This window comes from Pseudomonas wadenswilerensis (genome assembly GCF_900497695.1).
GTDB classification, from domain to species: domain Bacteria; phylum Pseudomonadota; class Gammaproteobacteria; order Pseudomonadales; family Pseudomonadaceae; genus Aquipseudomonas; species Aquipseudomonas wadenswilerensis.
In genome coordinates this window covers 48,221-65,872 of sequence record NZ_UIDD01000005.1, presented here as the reverse complement: position 1 = coordinate 65,872, position 17,652 = coordinate 48,221, and the positions used below count along the sequence as shown (strand labels likewise).

The window sequence follows — 17,652 nt, the reverse complement described above, 5'->3', positions numbered from 1 at the left end:
GCTCAGCTTATCAGCCTTGGGCCTGTGCGCCGTATTCAGGCTTCAGGCAATTGCCTGAGCAGGCGCAGGGCTTCCTGCGAGCCTTGGGCTGCCGCCTGCTCCAACCAGAAGCGGCCCTGAGCGGGTTCGTTCAGTTGCCCCAGGGCGCACAGCCGGCCGTATTCAAGCTGGGCCCGGCGATCACCGGCCCGCGCCGCTTGGCGCAATAGTTCATGGCCGATACGACGGTCGCGCGCATTGCCGCAATCGCGGCAGAGCATCTGCCCCAAGCGGCTCTGGGCCACCACCACGCCCTGGCGCGCCGGCTGCTTGAGCAAGCGCCCGGCAAAGTGCTTGACGTTGGGGTTGTCACCCAGGCGCGGACTGTCGAGCAACCACAAGGCAACCTTCAAGGAGAAGCGCTTGGGCTCGGGCAGAGGCGGTTGGGCAGCTGGGTCAACGGGGATTTTGGAGCGAAACTTCATAAAAAACAGCGAAGGCAACTCGAGAGGCGCGCCACTCTACTCCATTTCTCTGACAATGGCCCGGTGCTTTTTTGCACTTTTTTTCAAAATATTTCAGCGTTTTTTCTTGACGTCAGGGCGGGCATTTTGTCCCTGACAGAAGACTGCCGAAGGATTGTCGGACACCGGCCAAAAAGCTGGCACGCCCGTCCTAGAGCAAGCGCTCGGGACAATCCACAGAAGCTGTGGATAACTCGGTGGACAACCCCCTAAACCACCCCGCAAACCCCTATGGAATGGGGCTTTCAGTCAAACTGTCGATTTTTTCACCAGCTAAAATAAGTGTTTTTTTTCATTGACTTAAGGCAACGGCCAAGTCATTAGCGGCCATGTGCCGCGTTGTTGCAGGGCTGTAACAGGGGCTGCCCCAAATGTGTACAACCGCCCTGAAGCGAGGCGTTTATCTGCACGAAACTGGCACGTTCCCTGCCTCACGACGCTACAAAGCCGGTGAAATACCACTTCACAGAGCGCCGGGAACGCGACATACTGATCGGCTCGCCAGACGAAAACCCCCAAAGCTTGCCAAGACCCGGAAAGTCCTGTAGTCTTGCCGCCGTTAGTACCAAGCTGAAAGTCAATTCTGGCCAAAGCAGTCCTTACAGTGCCCTGCCCCCTCACATCGGACAGGCCTGTTGAAACCAGGACCGGCCCACTCGATGGTTCCCCAGGTAAATCACTTCTTACTCTGACCGAACCAACCTGCAGATTGATCAGGATCTTCACCCAGCGGCATTGAACCCGACCCTGGCTGTTGCCTGTCCTCTGACGTACCTACCAGTCAGCCCCAGCGCCACATGATAAATGCGCCCAAAACTGGCTGCCCTGTTCCAGTCAGGTTCTTCGCACCGGCTTAAATGCCCGCGTTACTGGAACGTTTTATATGTGCACGGATCGAATCCGTGTCTATTGCAGGAACACCTAATAACTATGAATCACTCCAACCATACTCAGGCTGCCATTCGCACCCTTTCCCAGGCATTTGCCCCTCTGAACTGCTTGATCCTGGCGTCGCGCAAAGGCGGCTTCAGCTTCACCCTGGTCAACGAGCACGGCATTGCCCGTCACAGCGAGCGCCTGTACCCGGAGCAATACTCCGAAGCCGAGCCGCTGCAGGCCGTCATCGAGCGCACCCGTCAGGCCCTGGTGGCCTGATCCGCACGGCGCTGCAAACGCTCAAGCCCCGCCCTCTGGCGGGGTTTTTTTATGCCTGGTAAATCTGTCGAATCCCCCTGTGGGAGCTGGCTTGCCAGCGATGAGGGCAGCCCCGGCTAACGTGTTGCGGCCATCGCTGGCAAGCCAGCTCCCACAGGAATTTGGCCATTCTTAAGTGCGAATCACTAATCGCCACACGGCATATGATTTATAACTAAAAGCCGCAAATGTTTTAAAAACAGGCCTTTACAGCGCGAATATGACACTACACTTCAACTCAAGCGGCAAAGGCCGCTTCCGGCGGGCCTGACCGACTCACTAGCTGCCAAGCTCCAGCGTCCGCCGGTCAATTTCAAGTTCGAGGGCATCATGGGTATCGCCGCGAGCGAGTTGAGCCAGTTTGTCATTCGTCCGACCCTGATCTACCTGGGTCGTCATTGCGCCAGCGCCGAAGCCCTGCTGCTCGGCGTCGCCGCCAGCCAGTCAGCACTCGGTTCGGCTCTGCACGACCGTCGCGGGCACGGCCTGTACCGCATCGGCGAACTGCGCCACCAAAGCCTCTGGGACCAGTTCCTGGCCCGCGACCCGGACCTTGCCAGCCTGGTCCGCGGCCTGGCCAGCCAGCACGCCTTCCTCAGCGGCCCGCACCTGGAACTGACGGTAAACCTGCGCTACGCCACCGCCATCGCCTGGATGCTGATCGAAGAACAGGCCCCTGAACTGCCCGCCGCCGACGATTTACTGGGCCTGGCACGCATCTGGCGACAAACCTTCCAACCTCAGGGCCGGCTGCGCGATTTCACCTGCGCCTGGCAAACCTGCATCGCTCCTGTGACTCTTCAGGCCTGCTGAGAGTCACTGCTTTCCATAATCGGAAAATTCCCGCCATTTTGGTCGGATTGTCCTACAAAACCGCTCTATCTCCTGCGATACAGCCTATAGCGCTGCGGGCGAAATGTTGGTAGTTTTCGCCCCGGAGATCCCAAGGAGTTCTAATAATGAAAAAAGTCATGCTCAAAACCTCTCTTAGCCTCGCCGTCACTCTCGCTTCGACTCAACTGTTCGCCAGCGGCTTTGCCCTCAACGAACAAAGCGTCAGCGGCATGGGCACAGGTTTCGCGGGTCGTTCTTCTTCTGCCGATGATGCCAGCACCGTTTTCGGCAACCCTGCCGGCATGTCGCGCCTGAAACGCGAACAGATCACCGTTGGCGGCGCCGCCGTCATCGCCAAGTCCGACATTTCCGGTGGCGGCCGCCCAGGCGGCAGCACCGATGGTGACATGGTGCCGTTCGTTGGCGTGCCCATGGGCTACTACGTCAAGCCGATCGATGATCACTGGACCGTCGGCTTTGGTGTCTACGCACCCTTCGGCCTGGTGACCGAATACGAAGACGAAGCTGCCAGCCGCTACTGGGGCAAGAAAAGCTACGTTGAAGTCATTACCTTCCAGCCTACTGTCAGCTATGCCTTCAACGACAAGGTCTCGATCGGTTTCGGCCCGACCTTCAACCGTATCAAGGGCGAACTGAGCTCCAACGTCCTCAACCCACGCAGCCCGGGCTTCAACGACGGCGAAGTGAAGATCAAGGGCGACGATACCGCGGTCGGCTACAACATCGGCGTCATGGTGCAAGCCACCGACAAGACCCGCCTGGGCCTGACCTACCACTCGATGGTCGACTACAAGCTCGAAGGCAACACCAAGATCAACTCGGCCCTGATCGGCCCGTTCAGCGGCAGCAAGTTTGACGCCGAACTGAAGATCAAGACCCCTGAGTCGGTAGACTTCTCGGTCACCCACGAACTGGATGACCAGTGGACCCTCTACGCGGGCAGCACCTGGACCCGCTGGAGCCGTCTGGAAGCGATCACCGTAACCAACGAAGTGCCTGCGCCGATTGCCGGTCAATTCGGCACCATCAACGAAGACCAGAACTGGCACGACACCTGGGCACATGCCATCGGTGCTTCGTACAAGCTGAACAAAGAGTGGGTACTGCGCACCGGTTTCACCGTCGACCAGTCGCCGACCAACAACCACGACCGCTCGCCACGCATTCCGACTGGCGACCGCAAGGTGTTCAGCCTGGGCGCTGGCTACAGCCCTACCGAAGACATGACCATCGACCTGGCTTACTCCTACCTGTGGGAAGAAGACACCAAGGTCAACCTGGCCAGCCCGACCAAGGGTTCGTACAACGCCAAGTACGAAAACAGCGCTCACGGTATTGGCGCGTCGCTGACCTATCGCTTCTGATTGCAGCGCCACTAAAAAAACCGCCTTCATTGGCGGTTTTTTTATGCCTGATGGACCGGCCAGGCAGGCCCGACCTCAAGCTGGATGTACTCCATGAACGCCCGCACCTTGGGCGTCAGGGCAAAGCGATCGGCCACGCACAGATAGACGTCCATCGGCTCGGTCTGGGCATAGGCCATGGCGGGCTGCGAATACTCGAACAACGCCACCAGCTGGCCACGCTCAAGCAAGGGCCGGGCGACGAACTCGGCCAGCCGGGCGATGCCACCATCCTGCACGGCCATCTGGGTCAGTACATCGATGTCATCGCTGATCAGCACATTGTCGAACTCGGCATCAAAACGCAGACCCTCGCGGATAAAGCCCCAGCGTAAAAAGCGTCCGTCTACCGGGTAACGAAACACCAGGCAGCGATGCTCCTTGAGCTGCTCGGGCGATTGTGGCCAGCCGGCCGCCGCCAGATAGCCCGGGGAGGCGCAGCAAATGAACGGCACCCTGGCGATGTGCCGGGCCAGCAGGCCATCTTCGAGTTGTGGCTGGATGCGAATACTGACATCGACGCCCTCCTGGGCATGATTGACCCGCCGATCATTCGTAACCAATTCAATTGAAAGCTGCGGGTATCGCGCGCTGAACGCCGGAATCAACGGCGCCAGTACATGACGGCCAAACGCCGAAGACGAAGCGATGCACAAGCGCCCCTTGGGTTCGCAATCCGGGGTGGTGACCGCCTGCTGCGCTTGTTCAAGGTCGCGCTCGATATGCTTGACCTTGTCGTAGTACAGGCTGCCACTGGGCGTCAGCGCCATGCTACGGGTGGTGCGCGCGAGCAGGCGCACCTGCAGGTGAGCTTCCAGGCGGGCGACGTTCTGGCTCACGGCGGCGGCACTCAAACCCAGGCTACGGGCGCCACCGGCAATGCTGCCGGCTTCGACAACCTTGATGAAACTCTTGATCGAACCGAGCAGGTTCATGGCAGGCTTCCGGGCATTCGTAAGATCTTCTTTATAAAGACCTAAGCCGCAGGCGTCTACCCGAGCCAAAGGCGGCCTTGCTAGGCTGCGCCCTCCCCCACACCAATGGAGCCAGCATGACGACCCAGACCAGCGCCCGCAGCCGACGCAAACTCGGCGTTCGCGCCACCCCCTACGTGTTTGCCTTCTACATGTCGGCGATCATGGCCCTGTTGATGTGCTTCGTGATCACCGCCGCCAACGCCGGCATCGACGAGCAGTACCTGGGCAACGTGCTCAAGGCCTACCAACTGGCCATGCCGGTGGCCTTCGCCTGCGTACTGGTGGTACGCCCGATCGTGCTCAAGCTGGTGGCCTGGACCGTGCACACCAGCCACTGAGGCAGCCGCTCAGGGCTGGGAAGCGATAGCCTTTTCGATCGCTGCCTTGAACGCCGGATCATCCGGCTTGGTTCGGCTGGAGAAGTTAGCCACCACCTTGCCCTGGCGGTCGATCACGTACTTGTAGAAATTCCACTTCGGCGCGCTGCTCTGCGCGGCGAGCTCCTTGAACAGCGGCGTAGCGTCACTGCCGCGCACCGGCTGGGCCTGGGTCATGGTGAAGGTCACGCCGTAGTTGGCATAGCAAACCTTGGCGGTTTTCTCGGCATCGGCGTCTTCCTGCTTGAAGTCGTTGGAGGGCACCCCGAGCATTTCCAGGCCCTGCTCGCGGTATTCCTTATAGACGCTCTCGAGCCCTTCGAACTGCGGGGCAAAGCCGCAATAGCTGGCGGTATTGACCACCACCAGCGGTTTACCGGCAAAGCGCTCACAGAGGTCGATCTGCTCCTTGCCGCGCAGTTCCGGCAGCTTGCTGTCGAGCAGCGCCGGGCAATCGGCGGCCAGGGCATTGGCAGCGGCGGCCAGGGCATTGGCAGCGGCGGCCAGGGTCAACAGCGGAACCAACATCCAGCGTGTGCGCATCTTCTCTCTCCCTCGAACGTTCCTGGAGAAATCAGAGTACTCCTAGCACACGCCCATGCCCAACTGCATCAATGCCAGGCCGCCCTCATGCCAGCCCCACCAGGCCAACCCCAGTAGCAACAGTGCGCCAAGGCCGAGCAAGGTGCGAATAGCGACAGGGTTCATGCCGCTTGCGCCTGCAAGCGCGCGACCGGGCGCTCGCGTACCGGCCAGTTGAGTGCCGCGGCGAGCAGGCTGAGGAGGATGGAAATCTGCCAGACCAGGTCGTAGTTGCCGGTCTGGTCATACACCACCCCGCCCAGCCAGCCGCCAAGGAAAGCGCCCAACTGGTGGAAAAGGAACACGATACCGCCAAGCATCGACAGGTTGCGCACACCGAACAGGGTAGCGACGGTGCCGTTGGTCAAGGGTACGGTCGACAGCCACAGCAGGCCCATGGCAATGCCGAACAGGTAGGCGCTGAACTGGGTGATCGGCGCCCACAGGAACAGCACGATCACCACCGCACGCAACAGGTACAGGGCGGTCAGCAGGCGCGGCTTGGACATACGCCCGCCAAGCCAGCCGGCGGTGTAGGTGCCGACGATATTGAACAGCCCGACCAGCGCCAGCACCGTGGTACCGATGGTCGCCGGCAGGTGCTGGTCGACCAGGTAGGCCGGCAGGTGCACACCGATGAACACCACCTGGAAGCCACAGACGAAAAAGCCCAGGGCCAGCAGCCAGAAACCGGAATGCGTGCAAGCTTCGCGCAGGGCCTGGCCGAGGGTCTGCTCATTGCCGGTGCTGGGCAAAGGCCGATCACGCAGCAAACCCACCAACGGCACGATAAAGGCCACCAGCAAACCCAGTACCAGCAAGGCCGCCGACCAGCCCAGCCAGCCGATCAGGCCGAGGGTGCCGGGCAGCATGGCGAACTGGCCGAAGGAGCCGGCGGCGCTGGCGATGCCCATGGCCATGCTGCGTTTCTCTGGCGGCACGGCGCGGCCGACCACGCCCAGGATCACCGAGAACGAGGTGCCGGACAGGCCGATACCGATCAACAAGCCGGCACTGAGCGACAGGGTCAGGGCCGAGTCCGACATACCCATCAGCACCAGCCCGACGGCATAGAGAATACCGCCGACCATGACCACCTTGGCCGCCCCCAGGCGATCAGCCAGGGCACCGGCAAACGGCTGGGCCAGGCCCCAGATCAGGTTCTGCAAGGCGATGGCGAAGGCGAACACACCGCGGCCCCAGCCAAAATCGGCGCTCATCGGCGCCAGGAACAGGCCAAAGCCATGTCGCACGCCCAGCGACAACGCCAGGATCAGCGCCGCGCCGAGGAGAATCCAACCACTGGTTCGCCATACCGATGTCATTTTTGTTGTCTCCAAAGCGCCGCAAGGCTTATGCGGGTATATACCCGCTTATAGTTTAAAAAAGCTCAGGCCAACAGCTCCAGCAGGCGTACCAGTTCATCGCGCCGGCCCTCGCCCAGGGTATCGATCAAGTCGCTTTGCGCCTGTTCCCAGGCCGGCTCTGCCGCTTGCAGCCTGGCTTGGCCCTGCTCGGTGAGCAGAACGATCCGGTTACGCTGATCCTGCCCCTCGGCCAAAGCCACCAGGCCCTCAGCCTCCAGCACCCGCAGGTTGCGCCCGAGGGTGCTGCGGTCCAGGCCCATGGCCTCGGCCAGGGTGGAAATGCTCGGTTGGTCCAGGCGACGCAAATGCCGTAGCAAAGAAAACTGCGCGACATTGATCCCAAAGCCTTCGAGGGCCTCGTCGTAGTGTCGGCTCACCCCGCGGGCGGCGCGACGCAGGTGGGTGCAGATGCATTCGCTGGTCAACATAATGCGTGTATATACCCGCACCTGGCCAACTGCAAGCTTTTACTCGCCACTCACAGCACCAGGGCGATCAATACCGCCAGCTCCAATAGCTCAAGCATGGCCCCGGCGGTATCACCGGTGGTGCCACCCAGACGGCGAACCATCAAGCGACGCAGCCAGGCGAAGACCCCTGCGGCAACCAGCACAACCCACAGGCCCTTGAGCCCCGCCAGCAGCACACAGGCCAGCGCACTGACCAGCAATACCAGCTTGCCCGCCCCACGAGGCAGGTGGTCCGCCAGGGCCTGGCCCAGCCCACCGCTGCGCACATAGGGCGTGCTGAGGAACAAACCCAGCAATGCCGCGCGGCCGATCAGCGGCGCGAGCAACAACAGCACGCCCTGGCCGCTGTCGAGCAACGCCAGCAAGGCACAGAACTTGAGCAACAGCACCAGCACTAGCGTGACCACGGCAATCGGCCCGCTGCGCGGGTCCTTCATGATCAGCAACGTGCGCTCGCGGTCGCCGAAACCGCCCAGCCAGGCGTCGGCGCTGTCGGCCAGGCCATCCAGGTGCAAGGCGCCGCTGAGCAGCACCCAGGCACTGAGCAGCAAGGCGGCGTGCAGCAGCACCGGGCTGCCCGCCAGCAGCGCGTTCAGCCCCCAGAGCAGCCCCCCGAACAACAGCCCCACCAGCGGGTAATACAGCAGTGAGCGGCCCATTTGTTCGGGGGCCGGCATGCCCGGCAGGCGCACCGGCAAGCTGCTGAGAAATTGCAGGGCGATCCAGAACGCCAGCATGTCAGTGCACTTCCCGCAGGCTGCCGTCCGCCAGCAGCTCAAGGCGACACAGGGCACCATGGGCCACTTCGACCTGCAGCAACTGCTCACGGGGCAAGCCTCGAGCGCGGGCCAGCAACAGGCGCATCACACCGCCGTGAGTGACCAGCAACAGGCGCTTACCGGCGTGCGCCTGGTGCAAGGCGCTGATGGCTTGCAGCACGCGTGCGGAAAAGTCCGCCACCGGCTCGCCAGCAGGCGGTGTGAACGCATAGGGATCAGCCCAGAATTGCCCAAGTTCGGCTTCGTGGGTGAGCATCAGGTCTGCGGCACTACGCCCTTCCCACTCACCAAAATGCAGCTCCTGCAGACCCGGCACCCGCTGCAGCGGCAGGTTCAACTGCGCCGCCAACGCTTCGGCAAAGCGTGCGCAGCGCTGCAAGGGTGAGCTGACCAGCGCATCCCAGGGCCCCGCGCCGCTCACTGCGGCATGCATCTGCGCCCAGCCCTTGGCGGTCAGGGCATCGTCGAGGCTGCCACGCAGGCCGCCACCCAGTTCGGTTTCGCCGTGGCGCAGCAGGTCGATGATCATGCCGGGCGGTCCGCCACTGCCGCTTCGGCGAAGGTCGCCATCTGCCCGTGCAGGTCGCAGGCCAGGCGCAATACCGGCACCGCCAGCGCCGCGCCACTGCCCTCGCCCAGGCGCAGGCCCAGCTCCAGCAGCGGCTCGGCGTCGAGCTCGGCGAGCACCCGGCGATGCCCGGGCTCGGCGCCACGATGGCCGAACAGCAGCCAGTCGCGGCAACCCGGGTTGATGTGCGTCGCCACCAGCGCAGCGACCGTGCAGATAAAGCCATCCACCAGCACGGCAACACCGGCCTGGGCGCACCCCAGGTAGGCACCGACCAGTGCGGCGATCTCAAAGCCACCAAAACAGAACAGGCGCTGCAGCGGGTCGTCGCCGAGATCTGCATGCTGCTGCAACGCTCGCTCGATGACCTCGGCCTTGTGCCGTACACCGGCGGCGTCCAGCCCTGTGCCCGGGCCGCTGAGCTCCACAGCCGGGCAGCCGAGCAAGGCACAGGCCAGGGCGCTGGCGGCGGTGGTGTTGCCGATGCCCATCTCGCCGCCGATAAACAACTGGGCGCCGCTGGCGGCCGCGCGCAAGGCACTCTCGCGCCCGCCCTGCAGGGCCAGCACGCCCTGTTCATGGGTCATCGCCGGCACCTGGGCGAAGTTCGCCGTGCCGGCGCCGACGCGCAGATGGCGTACACCCGGCAGCTCCAGCGCGAGGTCGATGGTGCCCAGGTCGACCACTTCCAGCTGTGCATTCAACTGCCGCGCCAGCACGCTGATGGCGGCGCCACCGCTGACGAAGTTATGCAGCATTTGCCCGGTCACTGCTTGCGGGTAGGCCGAGATACCCTCGGCGACCACGCCGTGATCGCCGGCAAAGATTGCGATCCAGACCTGCTCAACGCTGGGCTTGAGCTGGCCTTGCAAGCCGGCCAGTTGCACCGCCAACTGCTCCAGGCGGCCCAGCGAGCCAGCCGGTTTGGTCAGTTGCTGTTGACGCGCCAGGGCCTGTTCGCGAACAGCCTGGTCAACAGGACGACAGGCTTCAAGCCACCAGGTTTGACTCATAGTGCAGGTCCTTTAAGGGTGAGCGGCAGGCCGGCGACGGTCAGCACCACGCGCTGACAGCGTTCGGCAATGGCCTGGTGCAACCAGCCGGCTTCATCGACATAACGGCGGGTCAGCTCGCCCATGGGCACCACGCCCAGGCCGGTTTCGTTGCTGACCACAATGATTTCGCCCGGCAGCTGCGCCAGGCAATCGAGCAGTGCAGTGCGTTCAGCCGCCAGGCGCTCGGGGTTGTCGAGCATCAGCAGGTTGGTCAACCACAGGGTCAGGCAGTCGACCAGCAGGCAGCGCTCGGCACTGGCATTGGCACGCAGCACCCGGGCCAGTTCCAGCGGCTCTTCGATCAATGCCCACTCCGGCGGACGCCGCTCGCGGTGCAGCTGCACCCGCGCATTCATCTCGCCGTCGAGCGGTTCGCTGGTGGCGATGTAGGTAACGGCCAGGCCGCTCTGCACCGCCAGCTGTTCGGCCAGGCGGCTCTTGCCCGAACGGGCACCGCCAAGAATCAGGTTGAGCATTTCAGTTCAGTCCGCAGAGTTGGCGCAGGCGCGCGGTGTCCAGGTGCTGCTCGACCAGATCGGCAAGGCGCTCGATGTCGCGTTCGCGCAGGGCCTGATAATCGATCTGCTCTGCCTCCTGCAGCCCGGCCCAGCGCAACAGCGCGGCGCAGCAATGCGGCACCTCGAACAGGCCATGCAGGTAGGTGGCGAGGATCTGCCCGTCGGCGCTAATGGCGCCATCGGCGCGACCATCGTCCAGCTGCACCACCGGGCGCTCCAGCGCCGGTCCCTGGGTGACGCCGGCATGAATCTCGTAGCCGTTGATGGCCGCTTGTTCCAGTTGCAGGGTACCGGCGACATTGCGCAGCTGTTTCTCGGCCTCCAGCACGGTGACAAAGTCCAGCAGCCCCAGGCCGTCGCTGACACCCGCCGGCCCTTCCAGGCCCAATGGGTCTTCCACGCGCCGGCCGAGCATTTGCAGCCCGCCGCAAATACCCAGGACCTTGCCGCCATAACGCAAATGACGGCTGATCGCCTGGTCCCAGCCGCGCTCGCGCAACTGCGCCAGATCCCCGCGCACACTCTTGGAGCCGGGCAGGATGATCAGGTCGGCCGGCGGAATCGGCTGGCCGGGGCCAATGAACTGCAGGTCGACCTGCGGGTGCAGGCGCAGCGGATCGAAATCGGTGTGGTTGCTGATACGCGGCAGCACCGGCACGATGACCTTGAGCTGGCGCCCGGCCTTGATGCCCTGGCGCTGGTCGATGCCGTCCTCGGCTTCCAGGTGCAGGTCCATCACATAGGGCAGCACGCCCAGCACCGGTTTGCCGGTACGTTCTTCGAGCCAGTCCAGGCCGGGCTGGAGCAAGGCGATGTCACCGCGAAAACGGTTGATGACAAAACCTTTGACCCGCGCCTGCTCGCTCGGCGAGAGCAATTCCAGGGTGCCGACCAGATGGGCGAAAACCCCGCCACGGTTGATGTCGGCAATCAGGATCACCGGGCAATCCACCGCCTCGGCAAAACCCATGTTGGCGATGTCGCCGGCCCGCAGGTTGATCTCGGCCGGCGAGCCGGCACCTTCAACCATCACCACCGGATAGGCTGTGCTCAGGCGCTGGTGCGAGGCCAGCACAGCCTGCATGGCGATGACCTTGTAGTCGTGATAGGCCACGGCATTCATGCTGGTGACCGCGCGGCCATGGACGATTACCTGGGCCCCGGTGTCGCTGTTGGGCTTGAGCAGCACCGGGTTCATGTCTGTGTGCGGCGCCAGGCCGGCTGCCTGGGCCTGAACCGCCTGGGCTCGGCCGATCTCGCCACCCTCGGCGGTCACTGCACTGTTGAGCGCCATGTTCTGCGGCTTGAACGGCACCACGGCAACGCCCTGACGCAGCAGCCAGCGGCACAGCGCGGTCACCAGGGTGCTTTTGCCGGCATCGGAGGTGGTGCCCTGCACCATCAAGGTGGTCATGGCTGTTCCTTGCGGTAATCGGTGAAGGCCCGGGCCAGGCGCTGGAAATCCTGCTCGCTGGCCGGCAGGCCGAAGCGCAGGCTGGGCGGCTGGTTGAACAGGCGCAGCAGGATGCCGCGCCGGGCCATGAATTCATGCAGTTGCGGCGCCTGCTCGGTGACCAGGTACTGGAACAGGTCGCAGCTGCCGTGCGCAGCGAATCCACCAGCGCTGAGCACCTCGGCCAGGCGCTGGCTGGCCACGGCGCAGCGGATAATCTGCTGCTGATGCGCGGCGCTATCGAGCAGGCACGCCTGGCCGAGGATGCGCGTCGGGCCACTGATGGTCCAGGGCCCGAGCTGTTCGGCGAGCAATTGCAGGAGTTGCCGCTCGGCAAGGACAAAGCCCAGGCGCACACCGGCCAGGCCAAAGAACTTGCCGAACGAGCGCAGCACGATCAGGCCCGGGCGCTCGGCGTGTTCGCCGATGCTGTGCTGCGGGGTGTTGTCCATGAAGGCTTCATCGACCAGCAGCCAAGCACCGCGACGGGCCAGGCGCGCATGCCATTCGAGCAGTTGCTCGGCAGGTATCAGCCGCCCAGTGGGGTTGTTGGGGTTGACCACCACCAGTATGTCGAGACTGTCGAGGTAGTAGTCAACCTGATCTTCGGCCAACTCACGCACCCGATGCCCGGCACGGCGCCAGCCCTCGGCGTGCTCGGCGTAGCATGGCGACAGTACGCCGACCGTACCGGGGCGGCGCAAGCGCGGCAACGCCTGGATCGCTGCCTGGGAACCGGCCACGGGCAGCAACTGGTTGACCTGGTAGTACTCGCAGGCAGCCTGTTCCAGGCCGTCGTCGGTCTCGGGCAAGCGTGCCCAGGCGCGCAGCGGGATCTCGGGGATTGCATAGGGCCAAGGCGCAATACCGCTGGACAGGTCCAGCCAGTCTTCGCGGGCGATACCGTATTGCTGCACTGCGCGCTGCAGGCGACCACCGTGCTCAAGCATAGAATTCAGCCCCCAGGCACAACAGCAGTAACCACAACCACACGCCCTGGCACACCAGGCGCCAGCCGCGCTCGATGGCCTCGGCATCGGCCTGCGGGCCTTCGCCCAGCTGCGGGCGCTCGTGCAGCTCGCCGTGGTACACCGCCGGGCCGCCCAGCTCGACACCCAGCGCCCCCGCTCCGGCAGCCATTACCGGGCCGGCGTTGGGGCTGTCCCACAACGGCGCCTGGCGCCGCCAGCAGTGCAGGGCCAGGCGGGTCTTGCCCAGCAGCGCGTAGGTCAGGGCCACCAGCCGCGCCGGAATGTAGTTGAGCAGGTCGTCGATCTTCGCCGCAGCCCAGCCGAAGCGTTCGAAGCGCTCATTGCGATAGCCCCACATGGCGTCCAGAGTGTTGCTCAGGCGATAGAGCACCACCCCCGGCACACCGCCAACGACGAACCAGAACAGCGCGGCAAACACCGCATCGCTGCCGTTCTCCAGCACCGACTCGGTGGCGGCGCGGGCCACGGCGGTTTCATCCAGCTCACGGGTTTCGCGGCTGACCAGGTAACCCACGCGCTGGCGGGCGTGTTCCAGGTTGCCCTGGCGCAAGGCTTCGGCCACCGGCGTCACGTGCTCGCCGAGGCTGCGCAGGCCCAGGGCGCAATACAGCGCCAGCACTTCCACCAGCCAGCCAATGTACGGCAACCAGGACAGCAGCATGGCCAGGAAGGTCAGCGGCACCACGGCCAGGAACCAGGCGGTGACGCCATGGCTGCGCCAACCGCGGCCACCGGCATTGAAGCGTTGCTCCAGGCGCCCGGCCATGCGCCCGAACGCGACCAGTGGATGCCGGCGCTTGGGCTCGCCCAGCAACGCATCCAGCGCCACCCCGGCCACAGTCAGCAACGCCACACTCATCAAGACTCTCCCCACTGGTTTTCAAACAGCATTTCGTGCAACGGACGCGCCGTGGTCCAACCTTCAAGCACCAGCATGGGCGCCGGGTAAAATTCGTGCACCGGCCCCAGGCAAAGGATTGCCAGCGGCTTGGCACCGGCCGGCATGCCCAGCAGCTCGGCCAGGGCCCGGGGTTCGAACAGCGATACCCAGCCCATGCCCAGGCCTTCGGCGCGGGCGGCCAGCCAGAGGTTCTGGATCGCACACGACAGCGATGCCAAGTCCATTTCCGGCAAGGTTCGGCGGCCGAAGATATGCGCTTCGCGCTCATCCATCAGCGCGGCAACCAGCAGTTCGGCACAGTCATTTATGCCTTCGACCTTGAGCTTCATGAAGTCGTCGGAGCGCTCGCCCAGGGCTTGGGCGGTACGCAACCGCTCCTCCTCCACCAGGGCCTGGATACGCTGGCGCAGTTCACGTCGGGTAATGCGGATAAAGCGCCAGGGCTGCATCAGGCCAACACTGGGGGCCTGATGCGCGGCTTGCAGCAGGCGTGCAAGCAGTTCAGGGGCGACTTCGCCCCCGCTGAAGTGGCGCATGTCACGGCGTTCGCCAATGGCGCGGTAGACCGCCGCGCGTTCGGCTTCGGTAAAGGCATGCTCGGTCATGGACACAACAGCGCCGCCGACGCCTGGGGGTTGGAGGCAAAGTAGAAATGCACGTAGGAAGCGGTCAGCCGGCCACAGCGATACACCGCTTCGGCACCACGGCCACCGTTGGGGCTCTGGCCACGGGCAATCGGCTCAAGCCCGGTGCTGGTCAGCGAGTGATGGTAGGTGTGCCCGCGCAAGGTACCTTCGGGCAATTCCACCGCCTGCAAGGCCAGGGCGGCCAGGCGCTTCTGCATCACCGCCTCACCAGCCAGCAACCCGAGCAATTCGGCGCGCTCACCAGCGACATCGGTCAGGGCATCGAGCAGATAGAGCATGCCGCCACATTCGGCGAGCAACGGCTTGCCGGCGTGATGATGGGCGCGAATGGCTGCGAGCATCGGCGAGTTGGCCGCCAGGGCCTGGTGATGCAGCTCCGGGTAACCACCGGGCAGGTACAGGCTGTCGGCCTGCGGCAAACTCACGTCATGCAGCGGCGAGAAGAACGCCAGCTCCGCGCCCATGGCCCGCAGCAGGTCGAGGTTGGCGCCATAGGTGAAGGCAAAGGCTTCGTCGCGGGCGACCGCGATGCGCACACCTTGCAGCAAGGGCTCGCTCACAAGCTCGGTCGGCGCGGCGAAACTCACCGCCGGCGGCAAAGCCGCGTCGCAACTGGCGCCCAGGGCGGCTGCAGCTGCATCCAGGCGTGCTTCGAGGTCGTTCAGTTCACTGGCCTGGACCAGGCCCAGGTGGCGGCTCGGCAGTTCGATGCCGGTTTCTCGCGACAGCCCGCCGTACCAGCGCAGCCCTTCGGTCAAGCTGCCTTCGAGCAATTGAGCGTGGCGCAGGGTACCGACGCGGTTGGCCAGCACCCCGGCAAACGGCAGGTCCGGCTGATAGCGCGCCAGGCCCAGGGCCAGGGCACCGAAGGTCTGGGCCATGGCTGTGCCATCGATCACCGCCAGCACCGGCACACCAAAATGACGAGCAAGGTCGGCGCTCGATGGCGTGCCATCGAACAGCCCCATGACCCCTTCGATCAGGATCAGGTCGGCCTCAGCCGCCGCTTCCCATAACAGACGGCGGCTTTCCTGCTCGCCGACCATCCACAGGTCGAGCTGATACACCGGCGCACCGCTGGCGCGCTCGAGAATCATCGGGTCGAGAAAGTCCGGGCCACACTTGAATACGCGAACCTTGCGCCCCTGGTTGCGATGCAGGCGCGCCAGAGCGGCGGTCACCGTGGTCTTGCCCTGGCCGGAGGCCGGTGCGGCGATCAATACCGCCGGGCAATGGCGCGCATCCCTCATAGCTCGACGCCCTTCTGGGCGCGGATACCGGCCTGGAAGGCGTGCTTGATCATGCCCATTTCGGTGACGGTGTCGGCCAGTTCGATCATTTCATCCTTGGCCGCACGACCGGTGACGATCACGTGCTGCATCGGCGGGCGCGCCTGCAGGTCGCTGAGGACCTGGTCCAGATCGAGGTAACCGTGCTTGAGGGCGATGTTCAGCTCATCGAGCACCACGAAGGCGATCGACGGGTCCTGAAGCATCTGCCGCGACACTGCCCAGGCGGCTTCGGCAGCAGCGATATCGCGCTGGCGGTCCTGGGTTTCCCAGGTAAAGCCCTCGCCCATCACGTGGTAGCGCACCTGTTCCGGGAAGCGTCGGAAGAACAGCTCTTCGCCGGTGCTGTTGCGGCCCTTGATGAACTGCACCACGCCGCACTGCATGCCATGGCCCATGGCCCGGGCGAGCATGCCGAAGGCCGAACTGCTCTTGCCCTTGCCATTGCCGGTGAGCACCAGCAGCAAGCCGCATTCGTTAGGCGAATTGGCGATGCGCTCGTCGATAACGGCCTTCTTGCGCTGCATGCGCGCCAGGTGGCGTTCGTCGCGCTCGGTGGATTCAGTCATGAGGTTCTCCGCAAACCACTGTCGGCCGACCCGCAACGAGCGTAGCAGTCTATGGCTGCTCAGGGTTCGCGGCGAGGAACGGCGTGACAAATGAATGGATATGGCAGACGGAAAACGCGCAGGGCTACGGCACAGGCCGGAGGAACCGCGCATCACCCTCCGTGATGCCGTTGGCTGTAACAGGCCGGTCTCCGGGCTTGTGAGCGGGGCCATGAACACCCGGGACCGCGCGCCTTCCCGGGTCGAGCACCCAGTGGCCCTGCGCGGCCTTGACTCACCTACCGTTGCGGGGGCAGCGCCGGATTCGCGCGCCTTGCGCGCCCACCGGCTTCCCTGTTTCACCCTGCCAGGCCATCGCCTGCAGAGCACCTGAAACAAGTCGCGAAGGTTAGAGGGTTGCACCCGGAGCGTCAATGAAAGGCGCTGAACTGGCCTGGATCAATGGCGCCTTTGACATCTTGTGCAACACTGACTTCAGTGATATCAAATAGCCATACCTCGGCTGTACTCAATCACAACTATAAGGGAGAGCAGCATGCAAGGCCTGATCATCAACAATGCGCGCCTGGAATTCCTGCGCCCCGCCCTGGAGCGCTGGGTCGATTGTATCGACCGCTTCAACCAGACCCTCGGTGATGGCGATGCGCCCTACTGGCACGGTGCCCAAGCCAACCTCGGCCTGCTTTCGGCCGCCGCCTGGCAAGCCGAGCTGGTGACCCTGCAGCAGCATCAGAGCAAGAAGCAGCGCGATGAAGGTGATCGTGAAGGTCGCTGCGACCTGTACATCGCCAACCGCGAAGAAGCCGCCTACCTGCAAGCCAGCCAGCGCTGGCCGAAAATTGCCAGGCTGGACCTGAACAATGCCCTGGCCGAAACCGTGTATGCCGCACGCCAGGTTGCCGCGCCCAGCCAGCTCAAGGTCGCCGCGCTGTTCGCCAGCCCCTGGAAAGCCGGCCAGCACGCCAGCCCCGAAGAACTACAGGACCTGGTCGACGACCTGCAAAAGCACAACGCCTGCGCCATTGCCTGGTACTTCCCCTACGCCTACCGCAAGCTGCACAACGAAGCCGGCCAGTACCACCCCGGGGTGGCGTTGCTGCTCAAGCAGGCCTGAACCAGGGAACCTCCCGCGCCTGATCCGCCTCTACTGGCA

At 64.0% G+C, this 17,652-nt stretch carries 21 protein-coding genes and 1 riboswitch; of the genes, 5 read left to right on the top strand and 16 right to left on the bottom strand.

Annotation, left to right across the window (positions count from 1 at the left end; all coding sequences use genetic code 11):
- Positions 1 to 35: 35 nt before the first annotated feature.
- Complete coding sequence (locus CCOS864_RS07555; RefSeq protein ID WP_115085969.1) at positions 36 to 464, bottom strand: tetratricopeptide repeat protein; 429 nt, start codon at positions 462 to 464, stop codon at positions 36 to 38.
- Positions 465 to 1,433: 969 nt separating this feature from the next.
- Here CCOS864_RS07555 and CCOS864_RS07550 point away from each other — a divergent pair.
- From CCOS864_RS07550 to CCOS864_RS07540, 3 genes are all read left to right on the top strand, one after another.
- Positions 1,434 to 1,658: a hypothetical protein gene (locus CCOS864_RS07550; protein ID WP_115085759.1), complete on the top strand. Its 225-nt coding sequence runs from the start codon at positions 1,434 to 1,436 to the stop codon at positions 1,656 to 1,658.
- A 369-nt stretch (positions 1,659 to 2,027) separates the two neighbouring features.
- On the top strand, positions 2,028 to 2,510 hold the full coding sequence (locus CCOS864_RS28315) for a hypothetical protein (RefSeq protein WP_045195516.1): 483 nt from the start codon (positions 2,028 to 2,030) through the stop codon (positions 2,508 to 2,510).
- A 146-nt stretch (positions 2,511 to 2,656) separates the two neighbouring features.
- Positions 2,657 to 3,916, top strand: coding sequence for an OmpP1/FadL family transporter (locus CCOS864_RS07540; RefSeq protein WP_115085758.1), 1,260 nt, complete (start codon positions 2,657 to 2,659; stop codon positions 3,914 to 3,916).
- Between the two features lie 41 nt (positions 3,917 to 3,957).
- On the opposite strand, the gene CCOS864_RS07535 is transcribed toward CCOS864_RS07540, so the two are convergent.
- Positions 3,958 to 4,890, bottom strand: coding sequence for a LysR family transcriptional regulator (locus tag CCOS864_RS07535; RefSeq protein WP_115085757.1), 933 nt, complete (start codon positions 4,888 to 4,890; stop codon positions 3,958 to 3,960).
- A gap of 116 nt (positions 4,891 to 5,006) precedes the next feature.
- Between CCOS864_RS07535 and CCOS864_RS07530 the strand changes: the two genes are divergently transcribed.
- Entirely contained in the window at positions 5,007 to 5,270 is a 264-nt protein-coding gene (locus tag CCOS864_RS07530) for a DUF2798 domain-containing protein (protein WP_115085756.1), read from the top strand.
- 9 nt (positions 5,271 to 5,279) lie between these two features.
- On the opposite strand, the gene CCOS864_RS07525 is transcribed toward CCOS864_RS07530, so the two are convergent.
- From CCOS864_RS07525 to cobO, 14 genes are all read right to left on the bottom strand, one after another.
- On the bottom strand, positions 5,280 to 5,852 hold the full coding sequence (locus CCOS864_RS07525) for a glutathione peroxidase (protein ID WP_115085755.1): 573 nt from the start codon (positions 5,850 to 5,852) through the stop codon (positions 5,280 to 5,282).
- A gap of 42 nt (positions 5,853 to 5,894) precedes the next feature.
- Positions 5,895 to 6,017 (bottom strand): hypothetical protein, encoded by a 123-nt coding sequence (locus CCOS864_RS28590; RefSeq protein WP_258578246.1) that lies wholly within the window; start codon positions 6,015 to 6,017, stop codon positions 5,895 to 5,897.
- On the bottom strand, positions 6,014 to 7,216 hold the full coding sequence (locus tag CCOS864_RS07520; protein ID WP_115085754.1) for an MFS transporter: 1,203 nt from the start codon (positions 7,214 to 7,216) through the stop codon (positions 6,014 to 6,016). The genes CCOS864_RS28590 and CCOS864_RS07520 overlap by 4 nt, the downstream gene beginning before the upstream one ends.
- A 65-nt stretch (positions 7,217 to 7,281) precedes the next feature.
- Positions 7,282 to 7,686 (bottom strand): MarR family winged helix-turn-helix transcriptional regulator, encoded by a 405-nt coding sequence (locus tag CCOS864_RS07515; protein WP_115085753.1) that lies wholly within the window; start codon positions 7,684 to 7,686, stop codon positions 7,282 to 7,284.
- 50 nt (positions 7,687 to 7,736) lie between these two features.
- Entirely contained in the window at positions 7,737 to 8,465 is a 729-nt protein-coding gene (locus CCOS864_RS07510) for an adenosylcobinamide-GDP ribazoletransferase (RefSeq protein ID WP_115085752.1), read from the bottom strand.
- 1 nt (position 8,466) lies between these two features.
- Positions 8,467 to 9,036 (bottom strand): alpha-ribazole phosphatase family protein, encoded by a 570-nt coding sequence (cobC, locus tag CCOS864_RS07505; protein WP_115085751.1) that lies wholly within the window; start codon positions 9,034 to 9,036, stop codon positions 8,467 to 8,469.
- Positions 9,033 to 10,088, bottom strand: coding sequence for a nicotinate-nucleotide--dimethylbenzimidazole phosphoribosyltransferase (cobT, locus tag CCOS864_RS07500; RefSeq protein WP_115085750.1), 1,056 nt, complete (start codon positions 10,086 to 10,088; stop codon positions 9,033 to 9,035). Before cobT ends, cobC begins: the two co-directional genes overlap by 4 nt.
- The gene (cobU, locus tag CCOS864_RS07495) at positions 10,085 to 10,606 is read right to left on the bottom strand and encodes a bifunctional adenosylcobinamide kinase/adenosylcobinamide-phosphate guanylyltransferase (RefSeq protein ID WP_115085749.1); all 522 of its coding nucleotides are present in this window, start codon (positions 10,604 to 10,606) and stop codon (positions 10,085 to 10,087) included. Before cobU ends, cobT begins: the two co-directional genes overlap by 4 nt.
- A gap of 1 nt (position 10,607) precedes the next feature.
- Complete coding sequence (locus CCOS864_RS07490) at positions 10,608 to 12,062, bottom strand: cobyric acid synthase (protein ID WP_115085748.1); 1,455 nt, start codon at positions 12,060 to 12,062, stop codon at positions 10,608 to 10,610.
- Positions 12,059 to 13,051, bottom strand: coding sequence for a threonine-phosphate decarboxylase CobD (cobD, locus tag CCOS864_RS07485; RefSeq protein WP_115085747.1), 993 nt, complete (start codon positions 13,049 to 13,051; stop codon positions 12,059 to 12,061). Before cobD ends, CCOS864_RS07490 begins: the two co-directional genes overlap by 4 nt.
- A complete protein-coding gene (gene cbiB / locus CCOS864_RS07480; protein WP_115085746.1) occupies positions 13,044 to 13,952 on the bottom strand; it encodes an adenosylcobinamide-phosphate synthase CbiB in 909 nt (302 codons plus the stop codon). Before cbiB ends, cobD begins: the two co-directional genes overlap by 8 nt.
- A complete protein-coding gene (gene bluB / locus CCOS864_RS07475; protein WP_166675655.1) occupies positions 13,952 to 14,605 on the bottom strand; it encodes a 5,6-dimethylbenzimidazole synthase in 654 nt (217 codons plus the stop codon). The genes cbiB and bluB overlap by 1 nt, the downstream gene beginning before the upstream one ends.
- Positions 14,596 to 15,891 (bottom strand): cobyrinic acid a,c-diamide synthase CobB, encoded by a 1,296-nt coding sequence (locus CCOS864_RS07470; protein WP_115085744.1) that lies wholly within the window; start codon positions 15,889 to 15,891, stop codon positions 14,596 to 14,598. Before CCOS864_RS07470 ends, bluB begins: the two co-directional genes overlap by 10 nt.
- The gene (gene cobO / locus CCOS864_RS07465; RefSeq protein WP_010220352.1) at positions 15,888 to 16,499 is read right to left on the bottom strand and encodes a cob(I)yrinic acid a,c-diamide adenosyltransferase; all 612 of its coding nucleotides are present in this window, start codon (positions 16,497 to 16,499) and stop codon (positions 15,888 to 15,890) included. The genes CCOS864_RS07470 and cobO overlap by 4 nt, the downstream gene beginning before the upstream one ends.
- Before the next feature lie 165 nt (positions 16,500 to 16,664).
- Positions 16,665 to 16,887, bottom strand: a riboswitch (cobalamin riboswitch).
- Positions 16,888 to 17,034: 147 nt separating this feature from the next.
- Here cobO and CCOS864_RS07460 point away from each other — a divergent pair.
- Complete coding sequence (locus CCOS864_RS07460; protein ID WP_115085743.1) at positions 17,035 to 17,613, top strand: hypothetical protein; 579 nt, start codon at positions 17,035 to 17,037, stop codon at positions 17,611 to 17,613.
- The last annotated feature ends 39 nt before the right edge of the window (positions 17,614 to 17,652 follow it).

Excerpts from the sequence above, each read along its gene's own strand:
- CCOS864_RS07510 (WP_115085752.1), bottom strand. The coding sequence starts at position 8,465 with ATGCTGGCGTTCTGGATCGCCCTGCAATTTCTCAGCAGCTTGCCGGTG.
- cobT (WP_115085750.1), bottom strand. The coding sequence starts at position 10,088 with ATGAGTCAAACCTGGTGGCTTGAAGCCTGTCGTCCTGTTGACCAGGCT.
- CCOS864_RS07470 (WP_115085744.1), bottom strand. The coding sequence starts at position 15,891 with ATGAGGGATGCGCGCCATTGCCCGGCGGTATTGATCGCCGCACCGGCC.
- cobD (WP_115085747.1), bottom strand. The coding sequence starts at position 13,051 with ATGCTTGAGCACGGTGGTCGCCTGCAGCGCGCAGTGCAGCAATACGGT.
- CCOS864_RS07555 (WP_115085969.1), bottom strand. The coding sequence starts at position 464 with ATGAAGTTTCGCTCCAAAATCCCCGTTGACCCAGCTGCCCAACCGCCT.
- cobC (WP_115085751.1), bottom strand. The coding sequence starts at position 9,036 with ATGATCATCGACCTGCTGCGCCACGGCGAAACCGAACTGGGTGGCGGC.
- cobO (WP_010220352.1), bottom strand. The coding sequence starts at position 16,499 with ATGACTGAATCCACCGAGCGCGACGAACGCCACCTGGCGCGCATGCAG.
- CCOS864_RS07530 (WP_115085756.1), top strand. The coding sequence starts at position 5,007 with ATGACGACCCAGACCAGCGCCCGCAGCCGACGCAAACTCGGCGTTCGC.
- CCOS864_RS07515 (WP_115085753.1), bottom strand. The coding sequence starts at position 7,686 with ATGTTGACCAGCGAATGCATCTGCACCCACCTGCGTCGCGCCGCCCGC.
- CCOS864_RS07525 (WP_115085755.1), bottom strand. The coding sequence starts at position 5,852 with ATGCGCACACGCTGGATGTTGGTTCCGCTGTTGACCCTGGCCGCCGCT.
- CCOS864_RS07550 (WP_115085759.1), top strand. The coding sequence starts at position 1,434 with ATGAATCACTCCAACCATACTCAGGCTGCCATTCGCACCCTTTCCCAG.
- CCOS864_RS07520 (WP_115085754.1), bottom strand. The coding sequence starts at position 7,216 with ATGACATCGGTATGGCGAACCAGTGGTTGGATTCTCCTCGGCGCGGCG.
- CCOS864_RS07535 (WP_115085757.1), bottom strand. The coding sequence starts at position 4,890 with ATGAACCTGCTCGGTTCGATCAAGAGTTTCATCAAGGTTGTCGAAGCC.
- CCOS864_RS07460 (WP_115085743.1), top strand. The coding sequence starts at position 17,035 with ATGCAAGGCCTGATCATCAACAATGCGCGCCTGGAATTCCTGCGCCCC.
- CCOS864_RS28315 (WP_045195516.1), top strand. The coding sequence starts at position 2,028 with ATGGGTATCGCCGCGAGCGAGTTGAGCCAGTTTGTCATTCGTCCGACC.
- CCOS864_RS28590 (WP_258578246.1), bottom strand. The coding sequence starts at position 6,017 with ATGAACCCTGTCGCTATTCGCACCTTGCTCGGCCTTGGCGCACTGTTG.
- CCOS864_RS07490 (WP_115085748.1), bottom strand. The coding sequence starts at position 12,062 with ATGACCACCTTGATGGTGCAGGGCACCACCTCCGATGCCGGCAAAAGC.
- cobU (WP_115085749.1), bottom strand. The coding sequence starts at position 10,606 with ATGCTCAACCTGATTCTTGGCGGTGCCCGTTCGGGCAAGAGCCGCCTG.
- cbiB (WP_115085746.1), bottom strand. The coding sequence starts at position 13,952 with ATGAGTGTGGCGTTGCTGACTGTGGCCGGGGTGGCGCTGGATGCGTTG.
- CCOS864_RS07540 (WP_115085758.1), top strand. The coding sequence starts at position 2,657 with ATGAAAAAAGTCATGCTCAAAACCTCTCTTAGCCTCGCCGTCACTCTC.